General features: G+C 73.8%; 15 protein-coding genes and 1 riboswitch. Of the genes, 3 read left to right on the top strand and 12 right to left on the bottom strand.

Annotated features, from left to right (window positions below):
- Positions 1-28 precede the first annotated feature (28 nt).
- The 5 genes from ACGFZP_RS23350 to ACGFZP_RS23370 are packed head-to-tail and all read right to left on the bottom strand — an operon-like array spanning position 29 to position 6,712.
- A complete protein-coding gene (locus tag ACGFZP_RS23350) occupies positions 29-1,429 on the bottom strand; it encodes a cobyrinate a,c-diamide synthase (RefSeq protein WP_392936106.1) in 1,401 nt (466 codons plus the stop codon).
- A gap of 10 nt (positions 1,430-1,439) precedes the next feature.
- Positions 1,440-2,045 carry a cob(I)yrinic acid a,c-diamide adenosyltransferase gene (gene cobO / locus ACGFZP_RS23355; protein ID WP_387941478.1) on the bottom strand — a complete coding sequence of 202 codons (606 nt, stop codon included), beginning with the start codon at positions 2,043-2,045 and terminating at the stop codon, positions 1,440-1,442.
- A 5-nt stretch (positions 2,046-2,050) separates the two neighbouring features.
- Positions 2,051-4,162: a putative cobaltochelatase gene (locus ACGFZP_RS23360; protein ID WP_392936110.1), complete on the bottom strand. Its 2,112-nt coding sequence runs from the start codon at positions 4,160-4,162 to the stop codon at positions 2,051-2,053.
- Positions 4,155-5,672 (bottom strand): cobyric acid synthase, encoded by a 1,518-nt coding sequence (locus ACGFZP_RS23365; RefSeq protein WP_392936113.1) that lies wholly within the window; start codon positions 5,670-5,672, stop codon positions 4,155-4,157. The genes ACGFZP_RS23360 and ACGFZP_RS23365 overlap by 8 nt, the downstream gene beginning before the upstream one ends.
- Positions 5,669-6,712 (bottom strand): cobalamin biosynthesis protein, encoded by a 1,044-nt coding sequence (locus ACGFZP_RS23370; protein ID WP_392936116.1) that lies wholly within the window; start codon positions 6,710-6,712, stop codon positions 5,669-5,671. The genes ACGFZP_RS23365 and ACGFZP_RS23370 overlap by 4 nt, the downstream gene beginning before the upstream one ends.
- Before the next feature lie 98 nt (positions 6,713-6,810).
- Positions 6,811-6,976, bottom strand: a riboswitch (cobalamin riboswitch).
- Between the two features lie 262 nt (positions 6,977-7,238).
- Between ACGFZP_RS23370 and ACGFZP_RS23375 the strand changes: the two genes are divergently transcribed.
- The 3 genes from ACGFZP_RS23375 (at position 7,239) to ACGFZP_RS23385 (ending at position 11,111) form a co-directional block, all read left to right on the top strand.
- Positions 7,239-7,952, top strand: a complete 714-nt coding sequence (locus ACGFZP_RS23375) for an XRE family transcriptional regulator (protein ID WP_392936119.1) — start codon at positions 7,239-7,241, stop codon at positions 7,950-7,952.
- A 163-nt stretch (positions 7,953-8,115) separates the two neighbouring features.
- The gene (locus ACGFZP_RS23380) at positions 8,116-9,228 is read left to right on the top strand and encodes an alpha/beta hydrolase family protein (RefSeq protein WP_392936122.1); all 1,113 of its coding nucleotides are present in this window, start codon (positions 8,116-8,118) and stop codon (positions 9,226-9,228) included.
- Positions 9,229-9,608: 380 nt separating this feature from the next.
- Positions 9,609-11,111, top strand: coding sequence for a hypothetical protein (locus ACGFZP_RS23385; protein ID WP_392936125.1), 1,503 nt, complete (start codon positions 9,609-9,611; stop codon positions 11,109-11,111).
- A 91-nt stretch (positions 11,112-11,202) separates the two neighbouring features.
- Here ACGFZP_RS23385 and ACGFZP_RS23390 read toward each other — a convergent pair whose 3' ends face one another.
- From ACGFZP_RS23390 to ccrA, 7 genes are all read right to left on the bottom strand, one after another.
- On the bottom strand, positions 11,203-12,081 hold the full coding sequence (locus ACGFZP_RS23390; RefSeq protein ID WP_387941466.1) for a CDP-alcohol phosphatidyltransferase family protein: 879 nt from the start codon (positions 12,079-12,081) through the stop codon (positions 11,203-11,205).
- A complete protein-coding gene (locus ACGFZP_RS23395; protein WP_387941464.1) occupies positions 12,068-12,760 on the bottom strand; it encodes a phosphatidylserine decarboxylase in 693 nt (230 codons plus the stop codon). Before ACGFZP_RS23395 ends, ACGFZP_RS23390 begins: the two co-directional genes overlap by 14 nt.
- 455 nt (positions 12,761-13,215) lie before the next feature.
- A complete protein-coding gene (locus ACGFZP_RS23400) occupies positions 13,216-14,418 on the bottom strand; it encodes an acyl-CoA dehydrogenase family protein (protein WP_392936130.1) in 1,203 nt (400 codons plus the stop codon).
- A 168-nt stretch (positions 14,419-14,586) separates the two neighbouring features.
- Positions 14,587-15,090 (bottom strand): MaoC family dehydratase, encoded by a 504-nt coding sequence (locus tag ACGFZP_RS23405; RefSeq protein ID WP_392936133.1) that lies wholly within the window; start codon positions 15,088-15,090, stop codon positions 14,587-14,589.
- Positions 15,091-15,109: 19 nt separating this feature from the next.
- Positions 15,110-16,072: an HpcH/HpaI aldolase/citrate lyase family protein gene (locus ACGFZP_RS23410; protein ID WP_392936135.1), complete on the bottom strand. Its 963-nt coding sequence runs from the start codon at positions 16,070-16,072 to the stop codon at positions 15,110-15,112.
- A gap of 24 nt (positions 16,073-16,096) precedes the next feature.
- On the bottom strand, positions 16,097-18,145 hold the full coding sequence (locus ACGFZP_RS23415) for a protein meaA (RefSeq protein WP_392936138.1): 2,049 nt from the start codon (positions 18,143-18,145) through the stop codon (positions 16,097-16,099).
- 9 nt (positions 18,146-18,154) lie between these two features.
- Positions 18,155-19,525, bottom strand: a complete 1,371-nt coding sequence (gene ccrA / locus ACGFZP_RS23420; protein ID WP_392936141.1) for a crotonyl-CoA carboxylase/reductase — start codon at positions 19,523-19,525, stop codon at positions 18,155-18,157.
- Between the last annotated feature and the right edge of the window lie 114 nt (positions 19,526-19,639).

Here is a 19,639-nt window from a genome sequence, read left to right on the forward strand (position 1 = left end):
CGGTGATAACACCAGACCCTTCGCCTGCCTACTGCAGGGGGATCGCGGCGGCCGCCGCGACGAACGAGGCCGCCAGCTGCGGTGATCCTGCCCAGTGAAGGTGCAGATACGAAGCGTGAACACCGCCGGCGGTGAAACCCTCCGTCCGCGACCCGGTCGGCAGCCGCCAGCCCCAGGCGGGCTGTTCGCCCGAGCCGGGCTCGCAGACCGTCCGGTGGAACTCGTGGCCGCGTACCCGGGTGCCGGCCGGGCCCAGAGGCGAGTCGTGCAGCGCGACGGCCTCCCGGTACCCGAGGGTCAGCCGCTCGGTCATCCGGGCCGTGGTGTCCAGCACGCCGCACATCGGCAGGCCGTCCAACTCCCTCCCGAGATAGAGCAGTCCGGCGCACTCGGCGGCGATCGGGGCGCCCCGGCCGGCGAGTGCGGCGATCGCGCTGCGCAACCCGGTGTTCGCGCTGAGCTCCCGGACGTACAGCTCGGGGAAGCCGCCGCCGATCACCAGGCCCGCGGTGCCCTCGGGCAGGGCGTCGTCGTGCAGCGGGTCGAACGGCACGACCTCGGCGCCGGCCGCCGCCAGCAGTTCGGCGTTCTCGGCGTACGAGAACGAGAACGCCGCGCCGCCGGCCATCGCGATCCGGGGCGCGCCGGACACTGCTCCGGCCGCCGTGCCGGTCACCGCGCCGGCGGCCGCGGCCACCTCGGCGGCCGGGTCCCAGGGTGCACCGTCCAGCGGGGGAGCGGTCCGGGCCAGCGCCAGCAGCGCGTCCAGGTCCACCGAGGAGGCGACCAGTTCGCCCATGTCCCGGACGGCCTGCAGCGCCTGCGCGGAGCGCTCCACGGCGGGGATCAGGCCCAGGTGGCGGGAGGGCGTGGCGACCGCCGCCGAGCGGCGCACGGCGCCCAGCACGGGCACGCCGGAGCCCTCCTCCAGGGCCTCGCGCAGCAGCTGCTCGTGCCGGTCGGAGGCGACCCGGTTGAGGATCACCCCGGCGAGCCGCACCTGCGGGTCCCAGGAGGCGAAGCCGTGCACCAGCGCGGCCACCGAACGGGACTGCGAGGAGGCGTCCACCACGAGGACCACCGGCGCCTTCAGCAGCTTGGCGACGTGCGCCGTGGAGGCCAGCTCGCCGCGCCCCGACGCCCCGTCGAACAGCCCCATCACGCCCTCGACCACCGCCACGTCGGCCCCGGCCGCGCCGTGCAGGAACAGCGGCGCGATCCGCTCCGGCCCGCACATGAAGGCGTCCAGGTTGCGGCCCGGGCGCCCGGCGGCCAGCGCGTGGTAGCCCGGGTCGATGTAGTCCGGGCCCACCTTGTGCGGCGACACCGCCAGACCGCGGGCGGCGAGCGCCGCGATCAGACCGGTGGCGACGGTGGTCTTGCCGGAGCCGGAGGACGGCGCGGCGATGACGAGACGGGGGATGTTCACGTGTTCCGACTTACCACTCGATACCGCGCTGGCCCTTGCGGCCGGCGTCCATGGGGTGCTTCACCTTGGTCATCTCGGTTACCAGGTCGGCGAGTTCGGTGAGCGGCTCCTTGGCGTAGCGGCCGGTGATCACCACGTGCTGGCTGCCCGGGCGGTCCCTGAGAACGGCCACCACCTCGTCCACGTCCACCCAGCCCCAGTGCATCGGGTACGTGAACTCGTCCAGCACGTAGAAGCGGTAGGTCTCGGCGGCCAGGTCGCGCTTGACCTGCTCCCAGCCCTCCTTGGCCGCCTCCTCGCTGGACTGCTCCATCTCGGTGGACCGCTGGACCCAGGACCAGCCCTCGCCCATCTTGTGCCAGTCCACCGTGCCGCCCTCGCCGGAGGCGCCGAGCACGCGCAGCGCGTTCTCCTCGCCCACCTTCCACTTGGCGGACTTGACGAACTGGAACACCCCGATCGGCCAGCCCTGGTTCCAGGCCCGCAGCGCCATGCCGAAGGCGGCCGTGGACTTGCCCTTCCCCGGGCCGGTGTGCACGGCGGTGATCGGCAGCGTACGGCGCTGGCGGGTGGTCAGGCCGTCGTCGGGGACGTTCTCGGCTACGCCCTTGGGCATGGGGATCAGGCCGCCTTTCGGTGGAGGTCGGTGGTGCGGTGGGCCTGGACGAGCGCCGCCACGCCCTCGGCGCGCAGCTCGGCCAGGGAGACGGCGGAGGCGCCCAGGCGGGCCGCCAGCTTGTGGGCGAGGCCGAGCCGCACCGGCCCGGACTCGCAGTCGAGCACCACGCTGGCGATGCCCTGGGCGGCCAGCAGCCCGGCCGCCCGGTCGGCGGCGGGCAGCGCGTCGCGGCCGCCGGTGGCCCGGCCGTCGGTGACCACGACCAGCAGCGGGCGGCGGTGCGGATCGCGCATCCGCTCCACCCGCAGCACCTCGTGGGCGCGCAGCAGACCGGCCGCCAGCGGGGTCCGGCCGCCGGTCGGCAGGGACTCCAGCCGGGCCGCGCCCACCTCCACCGAGGAGGTCGGCGGCAGCGCCAGCTCGGCGCCGCTGCCGCGGAAGGTGACCAGGCCGACCTTGTCGCGCCGCTGGTAGGCGTCCATCAGCAGGGACAGCACGGCACCCTTGACGGCGCCCATCCGCTGCCGGGCGGCCATCGAACCGGAGGCGTCCACCACGAACAGCACCAGGTTGGACTCCCGGCCCTGGCGCACCTGCTCGCGGAAGTCGTCCGGGCGCAGCTCCAGCGCCCGGCCGCTGCGACCGCGGGCGGCCTGGTACGGGGCGGCGGCCTGCAGGGTGGCGCTCAGGTGCAGCCGGGCGAGCCGGCCCTGCGGGCGGCGGGCGCGGATGGTGTGCCCGCCGTCGGTCTCCGCGGGGGAGCGGCGGCCCTGGGCGCCGCGGCCGGTGCCGGGCACCTTGAACAGCCTGGTCCGGTACGGCTCGCCGGCCGCGACCGGGGCCGACTCGCGGGCGCCGCCCTGGCCCTGCCGGGGGATCGGCTCCCCGTCGGCCGGCTGCTCCTGCTCCGGTTCCGCGGCGGCGGAGCCGTCGGGGGCGCCGGGGGTGTCCGCGGGGTCGGGTGCGCCGCCGCCCCCGCCGTTGTCGGGGCCGCCGTCCGGGCCGGGCCCCTCGTCCTCGGGGCCGCCGCCGTCGGGGCCACCGCCGTCGGGGCCGCTGCCTTCCGGGCCGTTGTCGGGCTGCTCAGGCTCGGGCTGCTCGGGCTCCGCGTGCTCCTCCAGCGTGCGGTCCAGCTGCTCCTCGTCCAGACCGGGTGCGTCGAAGGGGTTGCGCCGGCGGCGGTGCGGCAGGGCCAGCTGGGCGGCCTTGCGGACGTCCTCCTCCAGCACCTCGGTGCGGCCCGCCCAGGCGGCCAGCGCGACGGCGGTGCGGGCCATCACGATGTCCGCACGCAGCCCGTCCACCTCGAAGGCCGCGCAGACGGCGGTGAGCTGGCGCAGCGCCGCGTCGGTCAGCTCGACCTCGGGCAGCAACTCCCGCGCGGTGGTGATCCGTTCGGCGAGCCGCCGCTCGTCCTCGGCGAACCGGGCGGCGAAGCCGGCCGGGTCGGCGTCGTACGCCAGCCGGCGGCGGACCACCTCGGCGCGCTCCGCGGGGTCCCGGGTGGCGGCGATCTCCACGGTCAGGCCGAACCGGTCGAGCAGCTGCGGACGCAGCTCGCCCTCCTCCGGGTTCATCGTGCCGACCAGCAGGAACCGCGCCGCGTGCCGCACCGAGACGCCCTCGCGCTCGACGTAGGAGCGGCCCATCGCGGCGGCGTCCAGCAGCAGGTCCACCACGTGGTCCTGGAGCAGGTTGACCTCGTCGATGTAGAGCACGCCGCGGTGGGCGCGGGCCAGCAGCCCCGGCTCGTACGCCTTGACGCCCTCGGACAGCGCCCGCTCCAGGTCCAGCGAGCCGACGATCCGGTCCTCGGTGACGCCGACCGGCAGCTCGACCAGCAGGGCGGGGCGCTCGGAGGCGTCGGCGGTGTGCGCGCCGTCCGGGCACTGCGGGTCCGGCGCTGCCGGGTCGCAGGCGAAGCGGCAGCCGTCCACGGTGGCGATGGACGGCAGCAGGCCGGCCAGTGCGCGCACCATGGTGGACTTGGCGGTGCCCTTCTCGCCCCGGACCAGCACCCCGCCCACGGCCGGGGAGACGGCGTTGAGCAGCAGCCCGAGCCGCAGGTCGGCCATGCCGACGATGGCCGTGAAGGGATAGCGGACGTCACTCATGATTCTCCAAGAGGGCTCCGGGCGGGAGGAACGGCAGCGACCCCGCCGCCGGTACCCCGCCCTCGATCAGCTTCCACAGCGCGTCGGTGTCCGCGTGCTCCTCGATCAGGTCGCCCAGCCGGTCCAGCCGGGCCTCGCGCGCCTCGGCGAACGAGGTGTCCGGCGCGGGCACGAACGCCCGGCCCGCCGCCTGCGCCACCTCGCGCAGCAGCTCGCGCCGGAAGCCGTCGTTCTCCAGCGCGCCGTGCCAGGTCGTGCCCCACACCGCCCCCACCCGGCAGCCGTCCAGGAAGGCCTCCCCGCCCTCGACGGTCACCACACCGTGGTGGATCTCGTACCCCTCGACCCGCTGCCCGTACGCCTCGCCGACCGGTCGGCCGAGCACCTTCGCGGCGCCGAAGCGGACCCGGGTGGGCAGCAGGCCGAGACCGTCCACGGAGCCGGCCTTCGACTCCACCTCGTCCACGATCGTGCCGGCCAGCATCTGGTAGCCGCCGCAGACGCCGAGGACCGGCTGCCCGGCCGCCGCCCGCGCCCTGAGGGCCGGCTCCAGGCCGCGCTCGCGCAGCCAGGCCAGGTCGGCGACGGTGGCCCGGGTGCCGGGCAGGATCACCAGGTCGGCGTCGGCCAGCTCCTCGGGCCGGGTGGCCCAGCGGACCAGTACGCCCGGCTCCTGGGCCAGCGCGTCCATGTCGGTGAAGTTGGACAGCCGCGGGAAGCGCAGCACGGCCACCCGCAGCACGTCCGCGCCGAGCGGCCCGCGGCCCTCCGTGCGGTCCACCACGGTGGTCAGGTCGAGCGAGTCCTCGGCGTCCAGCCAGAGCCCGGACAGCATCGGCAGGGTGCCGAGCACCGGCCGGCCGGTGAGCCGGTTCAACATGTCGAGGCCGGGGGCGAGCAGCCGCGCGTCGCCCCGGAACTTGTTGACGAACCAGCCCGCGACGTGCCGCTGGTCCTCGGCCGACAGCAGCGCCAGCGTCCCGTACATCGCGGCGAACACCCCGCCGCGGTCGATGTCCCCGACCACCACCACCGGCAGCCCGGCGGCGGTGGCCAGGCCCATGTTGGCGATGTCCCGGTCCCGCAGGTTGATCTCGGCGGGCGAGCCGGCGCCCTCGCAGACCACCACGTCGTAGCGGCCGCGCAGGTCCGCCAGGCACTCCAGGGCCCGCTCCAGCAGGAGGGGCTTGCGGTCGCGGTAGTCCATCGCGCCGACCTCGGCGACGGCCCGGCCCAGCAGCACCACCTGGCTGCGGCCGTCCGCGCCCGGCTTGAGCAGCACCGGGTTCATCGCGGCCTCGGGCTCCACCCGGGCCGCCTGCGCCTGCATCGCCTGCGCACGGCCGATCTCGGCGCCGTCGGCGGTGACGAAGGAGTTCAGCGACATGTTCTGGGCCTTGAACGGCGCCACGGCGACGCCCTGGCGGGCCAGCCAGCGGCAGATGCCCGCGGTGACCACGCTCTTGCCCGCGTCCGAGGTCGTCCCGGCGACCAGCAGCGCGTTGCTCATGCGCTCCCCCTCCGCTTCCGTGCCGTGAGCCCCGGCAGAAGTCCTGCCGGGGGTGCTGCCGTCCGGGCCGGCGTACGCCGCGCCGTCAGCCCCGTCCGGAGGGCCTGCCCGAGGGCGTGCCCGGCGACCGCCGTCCCCAGGGCGAGCAGCCCCACCCGGCGGGAGAGCCGGCAGGCCCGCTCGATGTCGTCCACCGTCACCGGCCGCAGCTCGCCGCCGAGGACGGGCCGGTGCTCCACCCTGGTCCCGTAGGCCAGCGTGCCGCCCAGCCGCACGCCGATCGCCCCCGCGAAGGCCGACTCGGCCTGGCCCGCGTTGGGGCTGGGGTGCGCGGAGCCGTCCCGGCGCCAGACCCGCCAGGCGGTCCGGGGCTCGGGCGAGGCGGCGACGGTCAGCAGCGCGGTCAGCCGGGCGCCCGGCCAGCCCGCCACGTCGTCCAGCCGGGCCGAGGCCCAGCCGAACCGGGCGTAGCGCGGCGAGCGGTGGCCGACCATCGCGTCCAGGGTGTTGACGGCGCGGAACGCCAGCAGTCCGGGCGTGCCCGCGAGCGCGCCCCAGACCAGGGCGTTCACCACGGCGTCGGCGGTGTTCTCGGCGACCGACTCGACCACCGCGCGGGCGATCTGCTGCTCGTCCAGCGCACTCGGGTCGCGGCCGCACAGGTGCGGCAGCCGGCTGCGGGCCGCCGCCAGGTCGCCCGCGGACAGCGAGCGGCCGATGGTGCGGGCCTCCCGGGTCAGCGAGGTGCCGCCGAGGACCGTCCAGGTCGCGGCCGCGGTGAGCGCGGCCCGCCCGAGCGGCCGGCGGCCGAGCGTCCGGTCGGCGGCCACCGCGCCGGCCGCGACGGTGCCCACGCAGAGCGCGGTGTAGGCGGCGCCGGCGCCGCGGTGGTCGCGCCAGAGCGGCCGTTCCAGCCGGCCCGCCGCGCTGCCGAAGGCGGCCACCGGGTGGCCGCGCCGCGGATCGGCGAAGCGGGCGTCGGCGAGATGGCCCGCGACGGCGCCCAGCGCGAAGGCGGCGGCGCGGGTCAGCGGGCGCACGGCGGCGGGCAGCCGGGGGCTCGGTCGGTCGGGGCAGCCTGCATCGCGTGCGTGTCCTCACTCAGGGTCCGCGCCCTGGATCGACGTACCGGCGGCGAGAGTCTCCTGGCTTCCGGGTCCGAACGCACCTCCGGGCCTTCCAGCGGCTTCTGACGGCCTGCCGATGGGCACCCCCCGCCCCGCTGACGGGTGAGGAGGTGACTCTCCGAACGTGCTCCCCGGTGACAGTGGCGGGACCGCGCCGGACTCGCACCGGCTTCCTCTGCATGCCTCCGTATTGGCTGAAGGATCCCATCACGCGGCCGAACCGGGAGTCAACCAAGGTCACGGAGGGTTTGGTCACACCCCCCGGAGGTTTCCCGCCCCCCTCCCGCTCCCTTCCCGCCCCGTCGCTACCTCCGAGTCGCGGCCCCCGCAGGGGCATGACAGCCTGTGGGATCGTCCAGCGCCCTGTAGACGCCTACAGCCGCGCTTCGTGTGTTCGGCGGCTGGGGCGCCGATGCACCAAGGCCTACCGTCTGGTCCCATGCGACGCAGACGGCCCCCGGCCGTGCCCCCGGTGCCCTTCTCGCCCACGGCCGCCCGCGCGCACCGCGCCGGACTCGGGCTGACCCCGGCCCAGGTCGCCGAGGGCATGGCGGCGCACGGCGTCCGGCTGCTGCCCTCCCACGTACTCGGCTGGGAGAGCGGCGAGCTGCGCCCCGCCGAGGAGGAGTTCATCGCACTGGCCCGAGCGCTCTGGTGCCCGCCCGCCCAGCTGATGGGCACCCGCCCGGCCCGGCTGCGGGACTTCCGGGTCGCCCGGGAGCTCAACCAGGAGGCCGCCGCCCGGCGGATCGGCATCCCGCTGCGGCACTACCAGGCCGCCGAGGCCACCGGCCGCTGGGACGGCGACGAGGAGCAGACGTACGCGCTCGCGCAGGTGCTCGGCCTGACGCTGCGCGAGCTGGTCGCGGTGACGGACCGCAGGGAGGAGCTGGACCAGCGGCTGCGCCAGTGCGTGGACGGCCGCTGGCAGGCGCAGACCCGCGCGATCGGCCGGATCGTGCCGGTGCACGAGAGCGACCTCGCCGCGGTGCTGACGGCGTTGCAGGGCGAGTACCAGGTCGCCTCGCACTGGGGCGCAGGCAGCTGGGGCTCCCCGGCCCCGGCGGCCCGCCCGGCGCAGCCGCAGGACCGCCCGGTCGGCGAGCGGTTCTGGGAGCTGCTCGGGCGGCGGCCGACCGACATCCCGGTCTGAGGCCGGTCCGGTCCGGCCCCGGGTGACCCGGACGGCCCTGTCCGGTGGCCGTCGCCCGCCCCCGCGAGTGGACTGGGGCTGTCTGTCCGAGCAACCCCCGCCGGGCGTGCGCGGCCGGGGAGGCGCCCGGCCCAGTCCGCGATCAACAGAGCGGGGAGCGAGTATGCGTTGGGGAACCGCAGCCGTCGTGGCGGCAGCCGTCGTCGGGACCGGGGCGGCCGTCCTGGTGATCGGCCGGAAGGCGTCCGAACGGATGGTCCACCCGGCGGCCGCGCGGCGGCCGGCGGGCCCCGTGCTGGTGCAGAGCCTGGCCGCCGGGCGGGCCACCTTCACCCGCAGCCAGGCCAGCGCCCGCCCCGGCCGCTGGGCCGTCGAGTGGGGCGAGGACGGCCACGCGGTGGTCGGCGAGATCCTGCACCAGGACGGGCAGGGCGTCACCCGGCGGCTGGAGCGCGCCGACCGGGGCACCCTGAAGGCCGGTACCGCCGTCCGCTTCACCCCCGACGTCTACCGCGGCGACCCGACGAGCGCGCTCGGCCTGGACTTCACCGAGACCGCCGCCGAGGGCGAGCTGGGCGCCCTGCCCGCCTGGTGGCTGGACGGCAAGCGCGGCACCTGGGTGCTGCTGGTGCACGGCCCGGACACCGACCGCCGGCAGACCCTCCCGGTGCTGCCCGTCCTGCAGCGGTTCGGCCTGCCCGCCCTCGCCGTCACCTACCGCGGCGACCAGGGCGCGCCCGCCTCCCCCGACGGGCTCGGCCACTTCGGCGAGACCGAGTGGCGGGACGTCGAGGCGGCGCTGCGCCTGGCGCTGGACGCCGGTGCGGGCCGGGTGATCCTCTACGGCTGGTCGCTGGGCGCCACGATGGTCCTGCAGACCGCCGCCCGCTCGGCCTGGGCCTCCGCGATCAGCGGTCTGATCCTGGACTCGCCGGTCCTCGACCTGTCGGCCACCGCGCGCCGCGGCGCCACCCGGGCCGGGTTCAGCCCCCCGGCGGCCGAACTGGGCGCGCTGGCCGCCGAGGGCCGCACCGGCGTGGATCTGGCCGACTTCGCCCGGATCGCCGACGGCACCGATCTGCGGGTGCCCACCCTCCTCCTGCACAGCCCGGACGACCCGGTGGCGCCCTGGCGGGCCGCCGCCCGGCTCGCCGACCGCCGCGGCGACGTGGTCGGCCTCCAGGCCTTCCCCGGGGCCGACCACGCGGCCCTCTGGAACGCCGACCCCGACCACTACACCGAGCTCCTGCGCCGCTGGCTCACCCCGCTCCTCTAGGGCCTCTCTTTCGGGTCACGCCGGCTTGTCGTCGGTCGCCGATGGCCCCCGGCCTTCGGCCGGGAGGTGCCCCCACCGCATGGACTCCCTCCTCCGCACCGCCGATGCACGCACTCCAGCGCCGCCCACTGACCCGACGTGATCCGAATGACAGGCCCTGGGCCCGGCCCCGGCTGGACCCGGCCCCGGGCCCTGTCCGGCCGGGTCGCGCCGGCCCCGGACCCGCCCGGCCCGCTGACCTGGCGTGTTCGTGTCACAAAGATCCGGCCAGGCGGTTTGGCCTCTGTTGCCCGATCTTGTGGACCCGCCGCGGCCCCCTCCCCAAGCCGGTGGCCAAGCGGATGTGACAGAAGGCCGGTACAAGGGGAAGACTGCTCGACGTGACGTCTCGGAACCCGCGCGACCGTGATGCCCCGCTCCCGCCGACGATCGGTACCGGTGCGACGGTGACCCGTCTCCCCGGTACAGCCCACCGACCCGCAGGCGCCAGGCCGGGCGGGTCCGGCGTACCCCGCCGACGAGGCCCCGCACCCGCCCCCGGCCGTGGCCGGGTCCCGGTGCCCGAGGGCTTCCCCGCCCCTGCCGAACTCGCCCCGCTGGCCCGCCGCATGCTGGTCGACGCCGTCCGGATCGCCCGCTGGGCCGGCGAGCTCGGCGAGGTCGACAAGCGCGGCGAACTGCTCCCCGAGGACGCCCGCGCGGCCGGCCGCGCACTCGCCATGACGGTGGGCGCCGCCGCCAGGGCCTGGGGCCAGGCCCTGCTGGTCGGTCTGGTCGAGGCCCGGGACGGCGGCGCCGCCCCCGGCTGGCGCCTGCACGCCTGGGAGCACGACGACGAGGCCGTGGTCCGCGGCTGGTCCGCGCTGTTCGACGCCTGGACGCTGCTCGCCCCCGTGCCGCCCGCCGCACTGCGCGGGGTCTTCGCGGTCCTCGCCGGGCAGGCCGTCGACCAGGCGCCGCAGCTGCTCTCCTTCCTGCACCTGGTGGCCGGCCCGGTCCCCGACAGCGAGCTGCTGGAGCTGCTCCGCCGCGGCCTGGACGAGCGCCGGGTCGGCGGCGGCACCGGGGCGCTGGGCCTGTCGCCCGTCCCGCACGCCGCCTCCGCGGTGTCGGCCGTCCGCGGCACCTGCCGCGAGCCGCAGATCGACACCCCGGCCGCGTCCGCCGACGTCGCCGCCGTCCTGGACTGGATGCTGGACGGCCTCGCCGCCGTCGGCGCGGTGGTCCGCAAGGACGACGCCGCCGAGCTGTCCCCGCTCGGGCACTGGGCGGTGCGGGCCAAGCTGGAGGAGATCTGCACCGTCGCCCAGACCGCCGCCGGGCACATCGAGCAGAGCGCCCTGGAACTGCTCAACGCCTGCGCCGACTACTCCCCGGGCCCGGCCCGCGCCGAGTACCGCGCCTGGGTGGCCGCCCGCCCGGCCGACCGGGCCGTCGCCGAGCTCCTGGACGCCGCACAGGGCGACGACGCGCTGGTGCGCGGCCTGGCCTTCGAGGCGCTGCGGGTGGCCGGCGGCACCGCCGAGCAGGCCGTCCGGGCCGCCGTGGACGAGCCGGTGCTGCGCCCGTACGCGCTGCTCTGGCTGGCCGAGCAGTCGGACGAGGGGGTCTCCCCGGCCGACGTGCTGGGCGCGGAGGACGCCGCCTGGCTCTGGGTGGACACCGCCGCCGCCGTCCTGGACCACGGTGAGACGGAGCTGCTGGTCGGCCACGTCGAGGGCGCCTCGGCCGGCGACCCGGTGCGGCTGTTCGCCCGCGCCCGGCAGTCCGGGCACCCCCGGGCCGCCTCGGTGCTGACCGCCGTCTCCGGCGTCCACCCCGACCCGGCCGTGGCCCGTGCGGCCCGCCGCTCGGCCTTCAGCGTCCACCGCGGCGGGGCCTGACCGACCGCACGACGAAGGGCCCGGATCCTTGACCGGATCCGGGCCCTTCGTCGTGCCCCGGCGTGGCGCCCGGGCGGTGTGCTTCGGCGGGTCAGCCGACCCGCGACTCCGCGCGGCGCGCCCGCACGTCGCCGACCTTCTGGCCGACCTTGCGGCGGATGACCAGCAGCGGGGCCATCGCGGCCAGCGCGATCTGGGCGAAGGCGCCGACGTGCAGCAGCATGTCGCCGCCCGGCAGACCGGTGGCCCAGGCCGCCAGGCAGCCGATGGAGACCACGATCCAGCAGAGCGTGGCGGTGGCCAGCAGCCCCTGCGGCTTCGGGTACTCGATCCGGCTCATCATCAGGTACGCGGTGCCGGCGATGGCGAGCAGACCGGGCAGGAACGGCGGGTCGAGCAGCACGATGGCGATCACCGTCATCGCGCCCATCGGGCAGGGCATGCCCTGGAACACCCCGGGCCGCATCTTCACGGCCGAGAAGCGGGCCAGCCGCAGCACCACGGACAGCAGCACCGTCAGCGCGATCAGCGCCGAGAGCCGGCTGTCGGAACCCGGGGAGACCATGCCCCAGACCGCGACGAAGTAGGCCGGCGCGATACCGAAGCTGATCAGGTCGGCCAGGTTGTCGAGCTCGGCCCCGAGGGCGGAGGAGCGCAGCTTGCGCGCCACCAGCCCGTCGAAGAGGTCGCACATCGAGCCGATCAGCAGCAGCGTCACCGCGGTGGCGGCGCTGTGCCGGTCCGGCGCGACGTCCGGGTTGGTGATGTGCGGGACGAGCACCCCGGTGGTGATCGAGTAGATCGCCAGGAAGCCGCAGACGGCGTTCCCCAGGGTCAGGAAGTCGGCGGTGGACAGGTGCTGGGGAGAGCGCGGAGCACGCAGCTCGCGGTCGCGCGCCCAGCGGCGCCGGCGCAGGGCCGTCTCCTCGTCGTCCAGTCCGACGATCGTCTCAGGTTCAGTCACGGTCAAGGCGCGTCACCCCGGCTGTGGTCTTCTGGCCGACCTCGACGCCGACCTCGACGCCGGCCGGCAGGTAGGTGTCGACCCGGGACCCGAAGCGGATCAGACCGATCCGTTCGCCCTGCTCGACCTTGGTTCCGGCATCCACGTACGGCACGATGCGACGGGCCACGGCCCCCGCGATCTGCACCATCTCGATGTCGCCGAGCTCGGTGTCGAAATGCCAGACGACCCGCTCGTTCTGGTCGCTGTCCTTGTTGAACGCGGGCACGAAACCGCCCGCGACGTGCTCGACGGACGTCACCGTGCCGGACAGCGGCGCCCGGTTGACGTGCACGTTGAGCGGGCTCATGAAGACCGCCACCCGGGTGCGGCCGTCCGGCCAGGCGTCGATGCTCTGCACCACGCCGTCAGCGGGGCAGATCACCGAGCCGGTGCCGATCTCACGCTCGGGGTCGCGGAAGAACCACAGCATGCCCGCACTGAGCGCGCAGGCGGGTACCGCCGCCAGGGCCCACTTGCCGCTGCGCCGGGTGAGGGCGGTGGTCACGGCGGCCGTGGCGAGGGTGGGGACGAACCAGGGGGTGGCTCCGCGCGCGATGGTCACGCGGGGTCGCCGACCGGCCGTCGTGGCTGCGAGGGCATCGCGGTCCGTGACGGAGGTGTGAGGGGACGGGCTGATGGGCATCGAAGACCTTTGTCGCGGGGGATCATGGCCGCTGGACGGGGGCCACCGCGGGGATCGAGTAATAAAGGGACGGCTGCTGTCCCGGTGGATGCTATCGGGAGCACACGGTGGGTGGGCAACCCGCCTGCTCGGTCAGGTGTCCTGTGCAAGGCGCCGATGCGCCTCCTGTGTATACGACCGTAGCTCGGCCCCGTCCGGTTCCCAAGGGTCCGGACAGACCTGGTGACACTTGTCTCAACGGGCGTGTCGGATGAACCGTGCCCGGGGCAGGGCGTGTCGGGGCGGCGCGCGGGCATGTGGGAGCGGCCGCAGGGCGCGTCTCGGCAGCTACGCGCCCTGCGGCCGCTCCTCGGTGGCCGTGCCGGGCCCAGGCGGACCAGGCCGGGCCCCGGCGGCACGGCACCGTGCCGGGACGGGCCCGCACGCCCGTCGACCGGCCGTCCTTCGGGGAGCGCCTACTCGGCGATCCGGTACTCCTCCAGCAGACGACGACCGACGATCATCTTCTGGATCTCCGCAGTACCTTCACCGATGAGCAGCATCGGGGCCTCCCGGTAGAGGCGCTCGATCTCGTACTCCTTGGAGAAGCCGTAGCCGCCGTGGATCCGGAAGGAGTCCTCGACGACCTCCTTGCAGTACTCCGAGGCGAGGTACTTGGCCATGCCGGCCTCGAGGTCGTTGCGCTCGCCGCCGTCCTTCTTGCGGGCGGCCATCACCATCATCTGGTGGGCGGCCTCGACCTTGGTGGCCATCTCGGCGAGCTTGAACTGGATGGCCTGGTGCTCGGCGATCTTCTTGCCGAAGGTGGAGCGCTGCTGGGCGTAGGAGATGCCCAGCTCGAAGGCGCGCCGGGCGACACCGCAGCCGCGGGCGGCCACGTTGACCCGGCCGACCTCGACGCCGTCCATCATCTGGTAGAAGCCCTTGCCGGGGACGCCGCCGAGGACGCGGTCGGCCGGGATGCGGACGTCCTGGAGCACCAGCTCGGTGGTGTCGACGCCCTTGTAGCCCATCTTCTCGATCTTCCCCGGGACGGTGAGGCCGGGGACGGTCGGGTTCGGGCCGAACCCGGCCGTCTTCTCGATCAGGAAGGTGGTCATGTTCTTGTACGGGCTGCCGCCGCCCTCGTCGGTCTTGCAGAGCACCGCGACGAGGGTGGAGGTGCCGCCGTTGGTGAGCCACATCTTCTGGCCGTTGAGGACGTAGTGGTCGCCGTCCCGCACGCCCTTGGTGGAGATCGCCGAGACGTCGGAGCCGAGGCCCGGCTCGGACATCGAGAAGGCGCCGCGGATCTCGCCGGCCGCCATCTTCGGCAGGAAGTAGTCCTTCTGCTCCTGGGTGCCGTGCGCGTTGATCATGTGCGCCACGATGAAGTGGGTGTTGACGATGCCGGAGACGGACATCCAGCCGCGGGCGATCTCCTCCACCACCAGGGCGTAGGTGAGCAGCGACTCGCCGAGGCCGCCGTACTCCTCGGGGATGGTGAGGCCGAAGAGGCCCAGCTGCTTCATCCCCTCGACGATTGCGGTCGGGTACTCGTCCTTGTGCTCCAGCTCCGTGGCGACCGGAATGATCTCCTTGTCGACGAAATCCCGCACGGTGGCGAGGATGTCCCGCTGGATCTCGGTGAGGCCGTCGGTCTGTGCGAGGCGTCCCATCGTGCGGCTCCTGTGGAGATAGGGAAGAGGGTGGGGGAGAGGGAGGGAGAGCGGGGGGGGGGATTGCCGGGGGCCCTGCCGGCGTGGCTGCGGCAGCAGGGCCCCCGTTCCGGAGTGGGGATCGGCCGATGACGGCGGCCTACCCGTCCGGGGTCTGGGAGGGGCGGGTCAGGACAGCGGGGTGGGACGGCCGGGCTGCTCCCCGCCGCGCTCCTTGATGTAGGTCGCGGTCGGCACCATCACCTTGCGGCGGAAGACGCAGACGACCGTGCCGTCCTGCTTGTACCCCTTGGTCTCGACGTAGACGATGCCCCGGTCGTCCTTGGACTTGGAGGGCCACTTGTCGAGCACGGTCGTCTCGCCGTAGAGGGTGTCGCCGTGGAAGGTCGGCGCGATGTGGCGCAGCGACTCGATCTCCAGGTTGGCGATCGCCTTGCCGGAGACGTCCGGGACGGACATGCCGAGCAGCAGCGAGTAGATGTAGTTGCCCACCACGACGTTCTTGCCGAAGTCCGTCGTCTTCTCCGCATAGTTGGTGTCCATGTGGAGCGGGTGGTGGTTCATGGTGAGCAGGCAGAAGAGGTGGTCGTCGTACTCGGTGACCGTCTTGCCGGGCCAGTGCTTGTAGACCGCGCCGACCTCGAACTCTTCGTAGGTGCGTCCGAACTGCATCTCAGTGGTCCTTAGGGGGTCAGGCCTGCGGGGGCTCGAACTTGGAGGTGCGCTGGAACCCGGCGGCCCGGCCCTTGCCGGCGATGACCAGGGCCATCTTGCGGCTGGCCTCGTCGATCATCTCGTCGCCGAGCATCGCGGAGCCCTTGGCGCCGCCCGCCGCGGAGGTGCACCAGTCGTAGGCGTCGAGGATCAGCTCGGCGTGGTCGTAGTCCTCCTGCGAGGGCGAGAAGATCTCGTTCGCGGCGCCGACCTGGTCCGGGTGGAGCACCCACTTGCCGTCGAAACCGAGCGCGGCGGCGCGGCCGGCCACCTCGCGGTAGCCCTCCTGGTTGCGGATCTGCAGGTAGGGGCCGTCGATCGCCTGGAGGTCGTTGGCGCGGGCGGCCATCAGGATGCGCATCAGGATGTAGTGGTACGCGTCGGCCGGGTAGCCGGCCGGCTGCTCGCCGACCACCAGGGACTTCATGTTGATCGAGGCCATGAAGTCGGCCGGGCCGAAGATGATCGTCTCCAGGCGCGGGGAGGCCTCGGCGATCGCGTCGACGTTGATCAGGCCCTTGGCGTTCTCGATCTGCGCCTCGATGCCGATCTTGCCGACCTCGAAGCCCATGGTCTTCTCGATCTGGGTGAGCAGCAGGTCGAGTGCCTTGACCTGCTCGGCGTCCTGGACCTTGGGCAGCATGATGCAGTCGAGGTTCGGGCCGGCGCCCTCGACGACGGTGATCACGTCGCGGTAGGTCCAGTGGGTCGTCCAGTCGTTGACACGGACGACCTTGGTCTTCTTGCCCCAGTCGCCGTTGTTCAGCGCGTCGACGATGTGGTGCCGGGCGCTCTCCTTGACCAGGGGGGCGCAGGCGTCCTCCAGGTCGAGGAAGACCTGGTCGGCGGGCAGGCCCTGGGCCTTCTCCAGGAAGCGCGGGTTGGAGCCCGGCACGGCGAGGCAGGAGCGGCGGGGGCGGAGCCTGTTGACGTTGGCCATGAGGGTGGGTCAGTCCTTCCGGGGTCAGCTGGTGGTCGTCGCGGCGGGGGCGGGCGTCCACGGCTGGAGCCTGTTGGCCAGCCGGATCTCGTCCACGATCCGGCCGATGATGGTGGTGATGCCGAAGTCCTTCGGGGTGAACACGGCAGCGACGCCGGCGGCCTTGAGGGCCTCGCCGTCCGCTGCCGGGATGATGCCACCCACGATCACTGGCACATCCTCCACCCCGGCCCGGCGCAGCCGGTGCAGGACGTCGGGCACCAGCTCGGGGTGGGCCCCGGAGAGGATCGACAGGCCCACGCAGTGCACGTCCTCCGCGACGGCCGCGGAGACGATCTGCTCGGGCGTCAGCCGGATGCCCTGGTAGACCACCTCGAACCCGGCGTCGCGGGCCCGGACGGCGATCTGCTCGGCGCCGTTGGAGTGCCCGTCCAGGCCGGGCTTGCCGACCAGCAGGCGCAGCTTGCCGGCGCCCAGCTCGGCGGCGGTCGCGGTGACCGCCTCGCGGACGGCCGCCAGCTCGCCGCCGGGCTCGGCCGCCACCGCGACCGGGGCGCCGCCGACGCCGGTGGGCGCGCGGTACTCGCCGAAGACCTCGCGCAGGGCGAAGGACCACTCGCCGGTGGTGACCCCGGCGCGGGCGCAGGCGAGCGTGGCGGGCATCAGGTTGGCCTCGGTGCGCGCGACGCTCTTGAGCTCGTCGAGGGCCAGCTGGGCGACGGCCTCGTCGCGGCTGCCCCGCCACTGCTCCAGGGCGGCGAGCACGGACTGCTCGGAGGCCGGGTCGACCACCATGATCGCGGTGTCGAGGTCGGCCGTGAGCGGGCTCTCCTCGGTGGTGTCGAAGCAGTTCACCCCGATGATCTTGTCCTCACCGGACTCGATCCGGGCCCGGCGGGCGGCGTGCGAGGCGACCAGGTTGGACTTGAGGTAGCCGGACTCGACGGCCGGGATGATGCCCCGGTTGCCCGCCTTGGCGCCCATCTCCAGCACCTTGGCGATCTCGGCCTCCGCGCCGGCCAGCAGCTCGGCGGTCTTGGTCTCGATCACCTCGGAGCCGTTGAAGATGTCCCCGTACTCCAGCAGGTCGGACTCGTAGGCGAGCACCTGCTGGATGCGCAGCGACCACTGCTGGTCCCACGGGCGGGGCAGGCCGAGCGCCTCGTTCCAGGCGGGCAGCTGGACGGCCCGGGCGCGGGCGTCCTTGGAGAGCGTGACGGCGAGCATCTCCAGCACGATCCGCTGGACGTTGTTCTCCGGCTGCGCCTCGGTCAGGCCCAGCGAGTTGACCTGGACGCCGTAGCGGAAGCGGCGCTGCTTCGGGTCCTGGATGCCGTAGCGCTCCAGGGTGACCTTCTCCCAGAGGCGGGCGAAGGCGCGCATCTTGCACATCTCCTCGACGAAGCGCACGCCGGCGTTGACGAAGAAGGAGATCCGGGCGACCACCTCGCCCATCCGCTCGGCCGGCACCTGGCCGGAGTCGCGGACCGCGTCCAGCACCGAGATCGCGGTGCACATCGCGTAGGCGATCTCCTGGACCGGGGTGGCCCCGGCCTCCTGGAGGTGGTAGCTGCAGATGTTGATCGGGTTCCACTTGGGGATGTTCCCGACCGTGTAGGCGATCATGTCGGTGATCAGGCGTACCGAGGGCCCGGGCGGGAAGACGTGCGTCCCGCGCGAGAGGTACTCCTTGACGATGTCGTTCTGGGTGGTGCCGGTGAGCTTGGCGATGTCGGCGCCCTGCTCCTCGGCGACCACCTGGTAGAGCGCCAGCAGCCACATCGCGGTGGCGTTGATCGTCATGGAGGTGTTGGTCTGCTCGAGCGGGATGCCGTCGAACAGGGCGCGCATGTCCCCGACGTGGCCCACCGGCACGCCGACCCGGCCGACCTCGCCGCGGGCGAGGATGTGGTCGGAGTCGTAGCCCGTCTGGGTCGGCAGGTCGAAGGCCACCGAGAGGCCGGTCTGGCCCTTGGCGAGGTTCCTGCGGTACAGCGCGTTGGAGTCGCTCGCGGTCGAGTGCCCCGCGTAGGTCCGCATCAGCCAGGGCCGATCACGCTTCTGATCAGTCATCGGATCGCCTTAGATGTCGCGGCTGGACCGGTCGGCCCGCTCGGAGGCCTCGCGGAACAGGTTGATCGCGGGCAGGTGCTTCTCGCGCAGCTCGGCGTTGCGCACGCCCAGGCCCTCGGTCGGCGCGAGGCAGAGCACGCCCACCTTGCCCTGGTGCTTGTTCTGGTGGACGTCGAGCGCGGCCTGGCCGGACTGGTCGAGGCTGTAGACCTTGGAGACGGTCGGGTGGATCTTGCCCTTGGCCACCAGGCGGTTGGCCTCCCAGGCCTCGCGGTAGTTGGCGAAGTGCGAGCCGACGATCTTCTTCAGCGACATCCACAGGTAGCGGTTGTCGTACTGGTGCATGAAGCCGGAGGTGGAGGCGCAGGTGACGATGGTGCCGCCCTTGCGGGTGACGTACACCGAGGCGCCGAAGGTCTCGCGGCCCGGGTGCTCGAAGACGATGTCCACGTCCTCGCCGCCGGTCAGCTCGCGGATCCGGCTGCCCAGGCGCTTCCACTCGCGCGGGTCCTGGGTGTTCTCGTCCTTCCAGAACCGGTAGCCCTCGGCGGAGCGGTCGATGATCGCCTCGGCGCCCATCGCCCGGCAGATGTCGGCCTTCTGCTCGTTGGAGACCACGCAGATCGGGGTGGCGCCGCCGGCCAGCGCGTACTGGGTGGCGTAGGAGCCGAGGCCGCCGCTGGCGCCCCAGATCAGCACGTTGTCGCCCTGCTTCATGCCCGCGCCGTTCCGCGAGACCAGCTGGCGGTAGGCGGTGGAGTTGACCAGGCCGGGGGAGGCGGCCTCCTCCCAGGTCAGGTGGGCGGGCTTGGGCATCAGCTGGTTGGTCTTCACCAGGGCCAGCTGGGCGAGGCCGCCGAAGTTGGTCTCGAAGCCCCAGATCCGCTGCTCCGGGTCCATCATCGTGTCGTTGTGGCCGTCGGAGGACTCCAGCTCGACCGAGAGGCAGTGGGCGACGACCTCGTCGCCCGGCTTCCAGGCGTTGACCCCGGCGCCGGTGCGCAGCACCACGCCCGCGAGGTCCGAACCGAGCACGTGGTACGGCAGGTCGTGGCGCTTGGTGAGCGGGGAGAGCCGGCCGTAGCGCTCCAGGAAGCCGAAGGTGGAGACCGGCTCGAAGATCGAGCTCCACACGGTGTTGTAGTTCACGGCGCTGGCCATGACGGCGACCAGTGCCTCGCCCGGGCCCAGCTCGGGCAGGGCGACCTCGTCGAGGTGGAGGGACTTGCGGGGGTCCTTGTCGCGGCTGTCGAGGCCCGCGAACATCTGCTCCTCGTCCTTGTGGAGCGTGACGGCCCGGTAGGACTCCGGCAGCTTGAGCGCGGCGAAGTCCGCGGAGCTGCTGTCGGAGCTGAGGATCGCGTCGAGGATTTCCTTCATGGCTGCCTCCGAAGGCGTACCTGTGTGAGGGGCACAGGGCGTCTGGGGGAGCCGGGAGCGGACACCGGCTTCGCTGAGATGGGTGGTGGGTGGGTTCGGCTGGTAGGCCTGGCT

This window comes from Kitasatospora sp. NPDC048239 (assembly GCF_043202015.1).
Lineage (GTDB): Bacteria > Actinomycetota > Actinomycetes > Streptomycetales > Streptomycetaceae > Kitasatospora.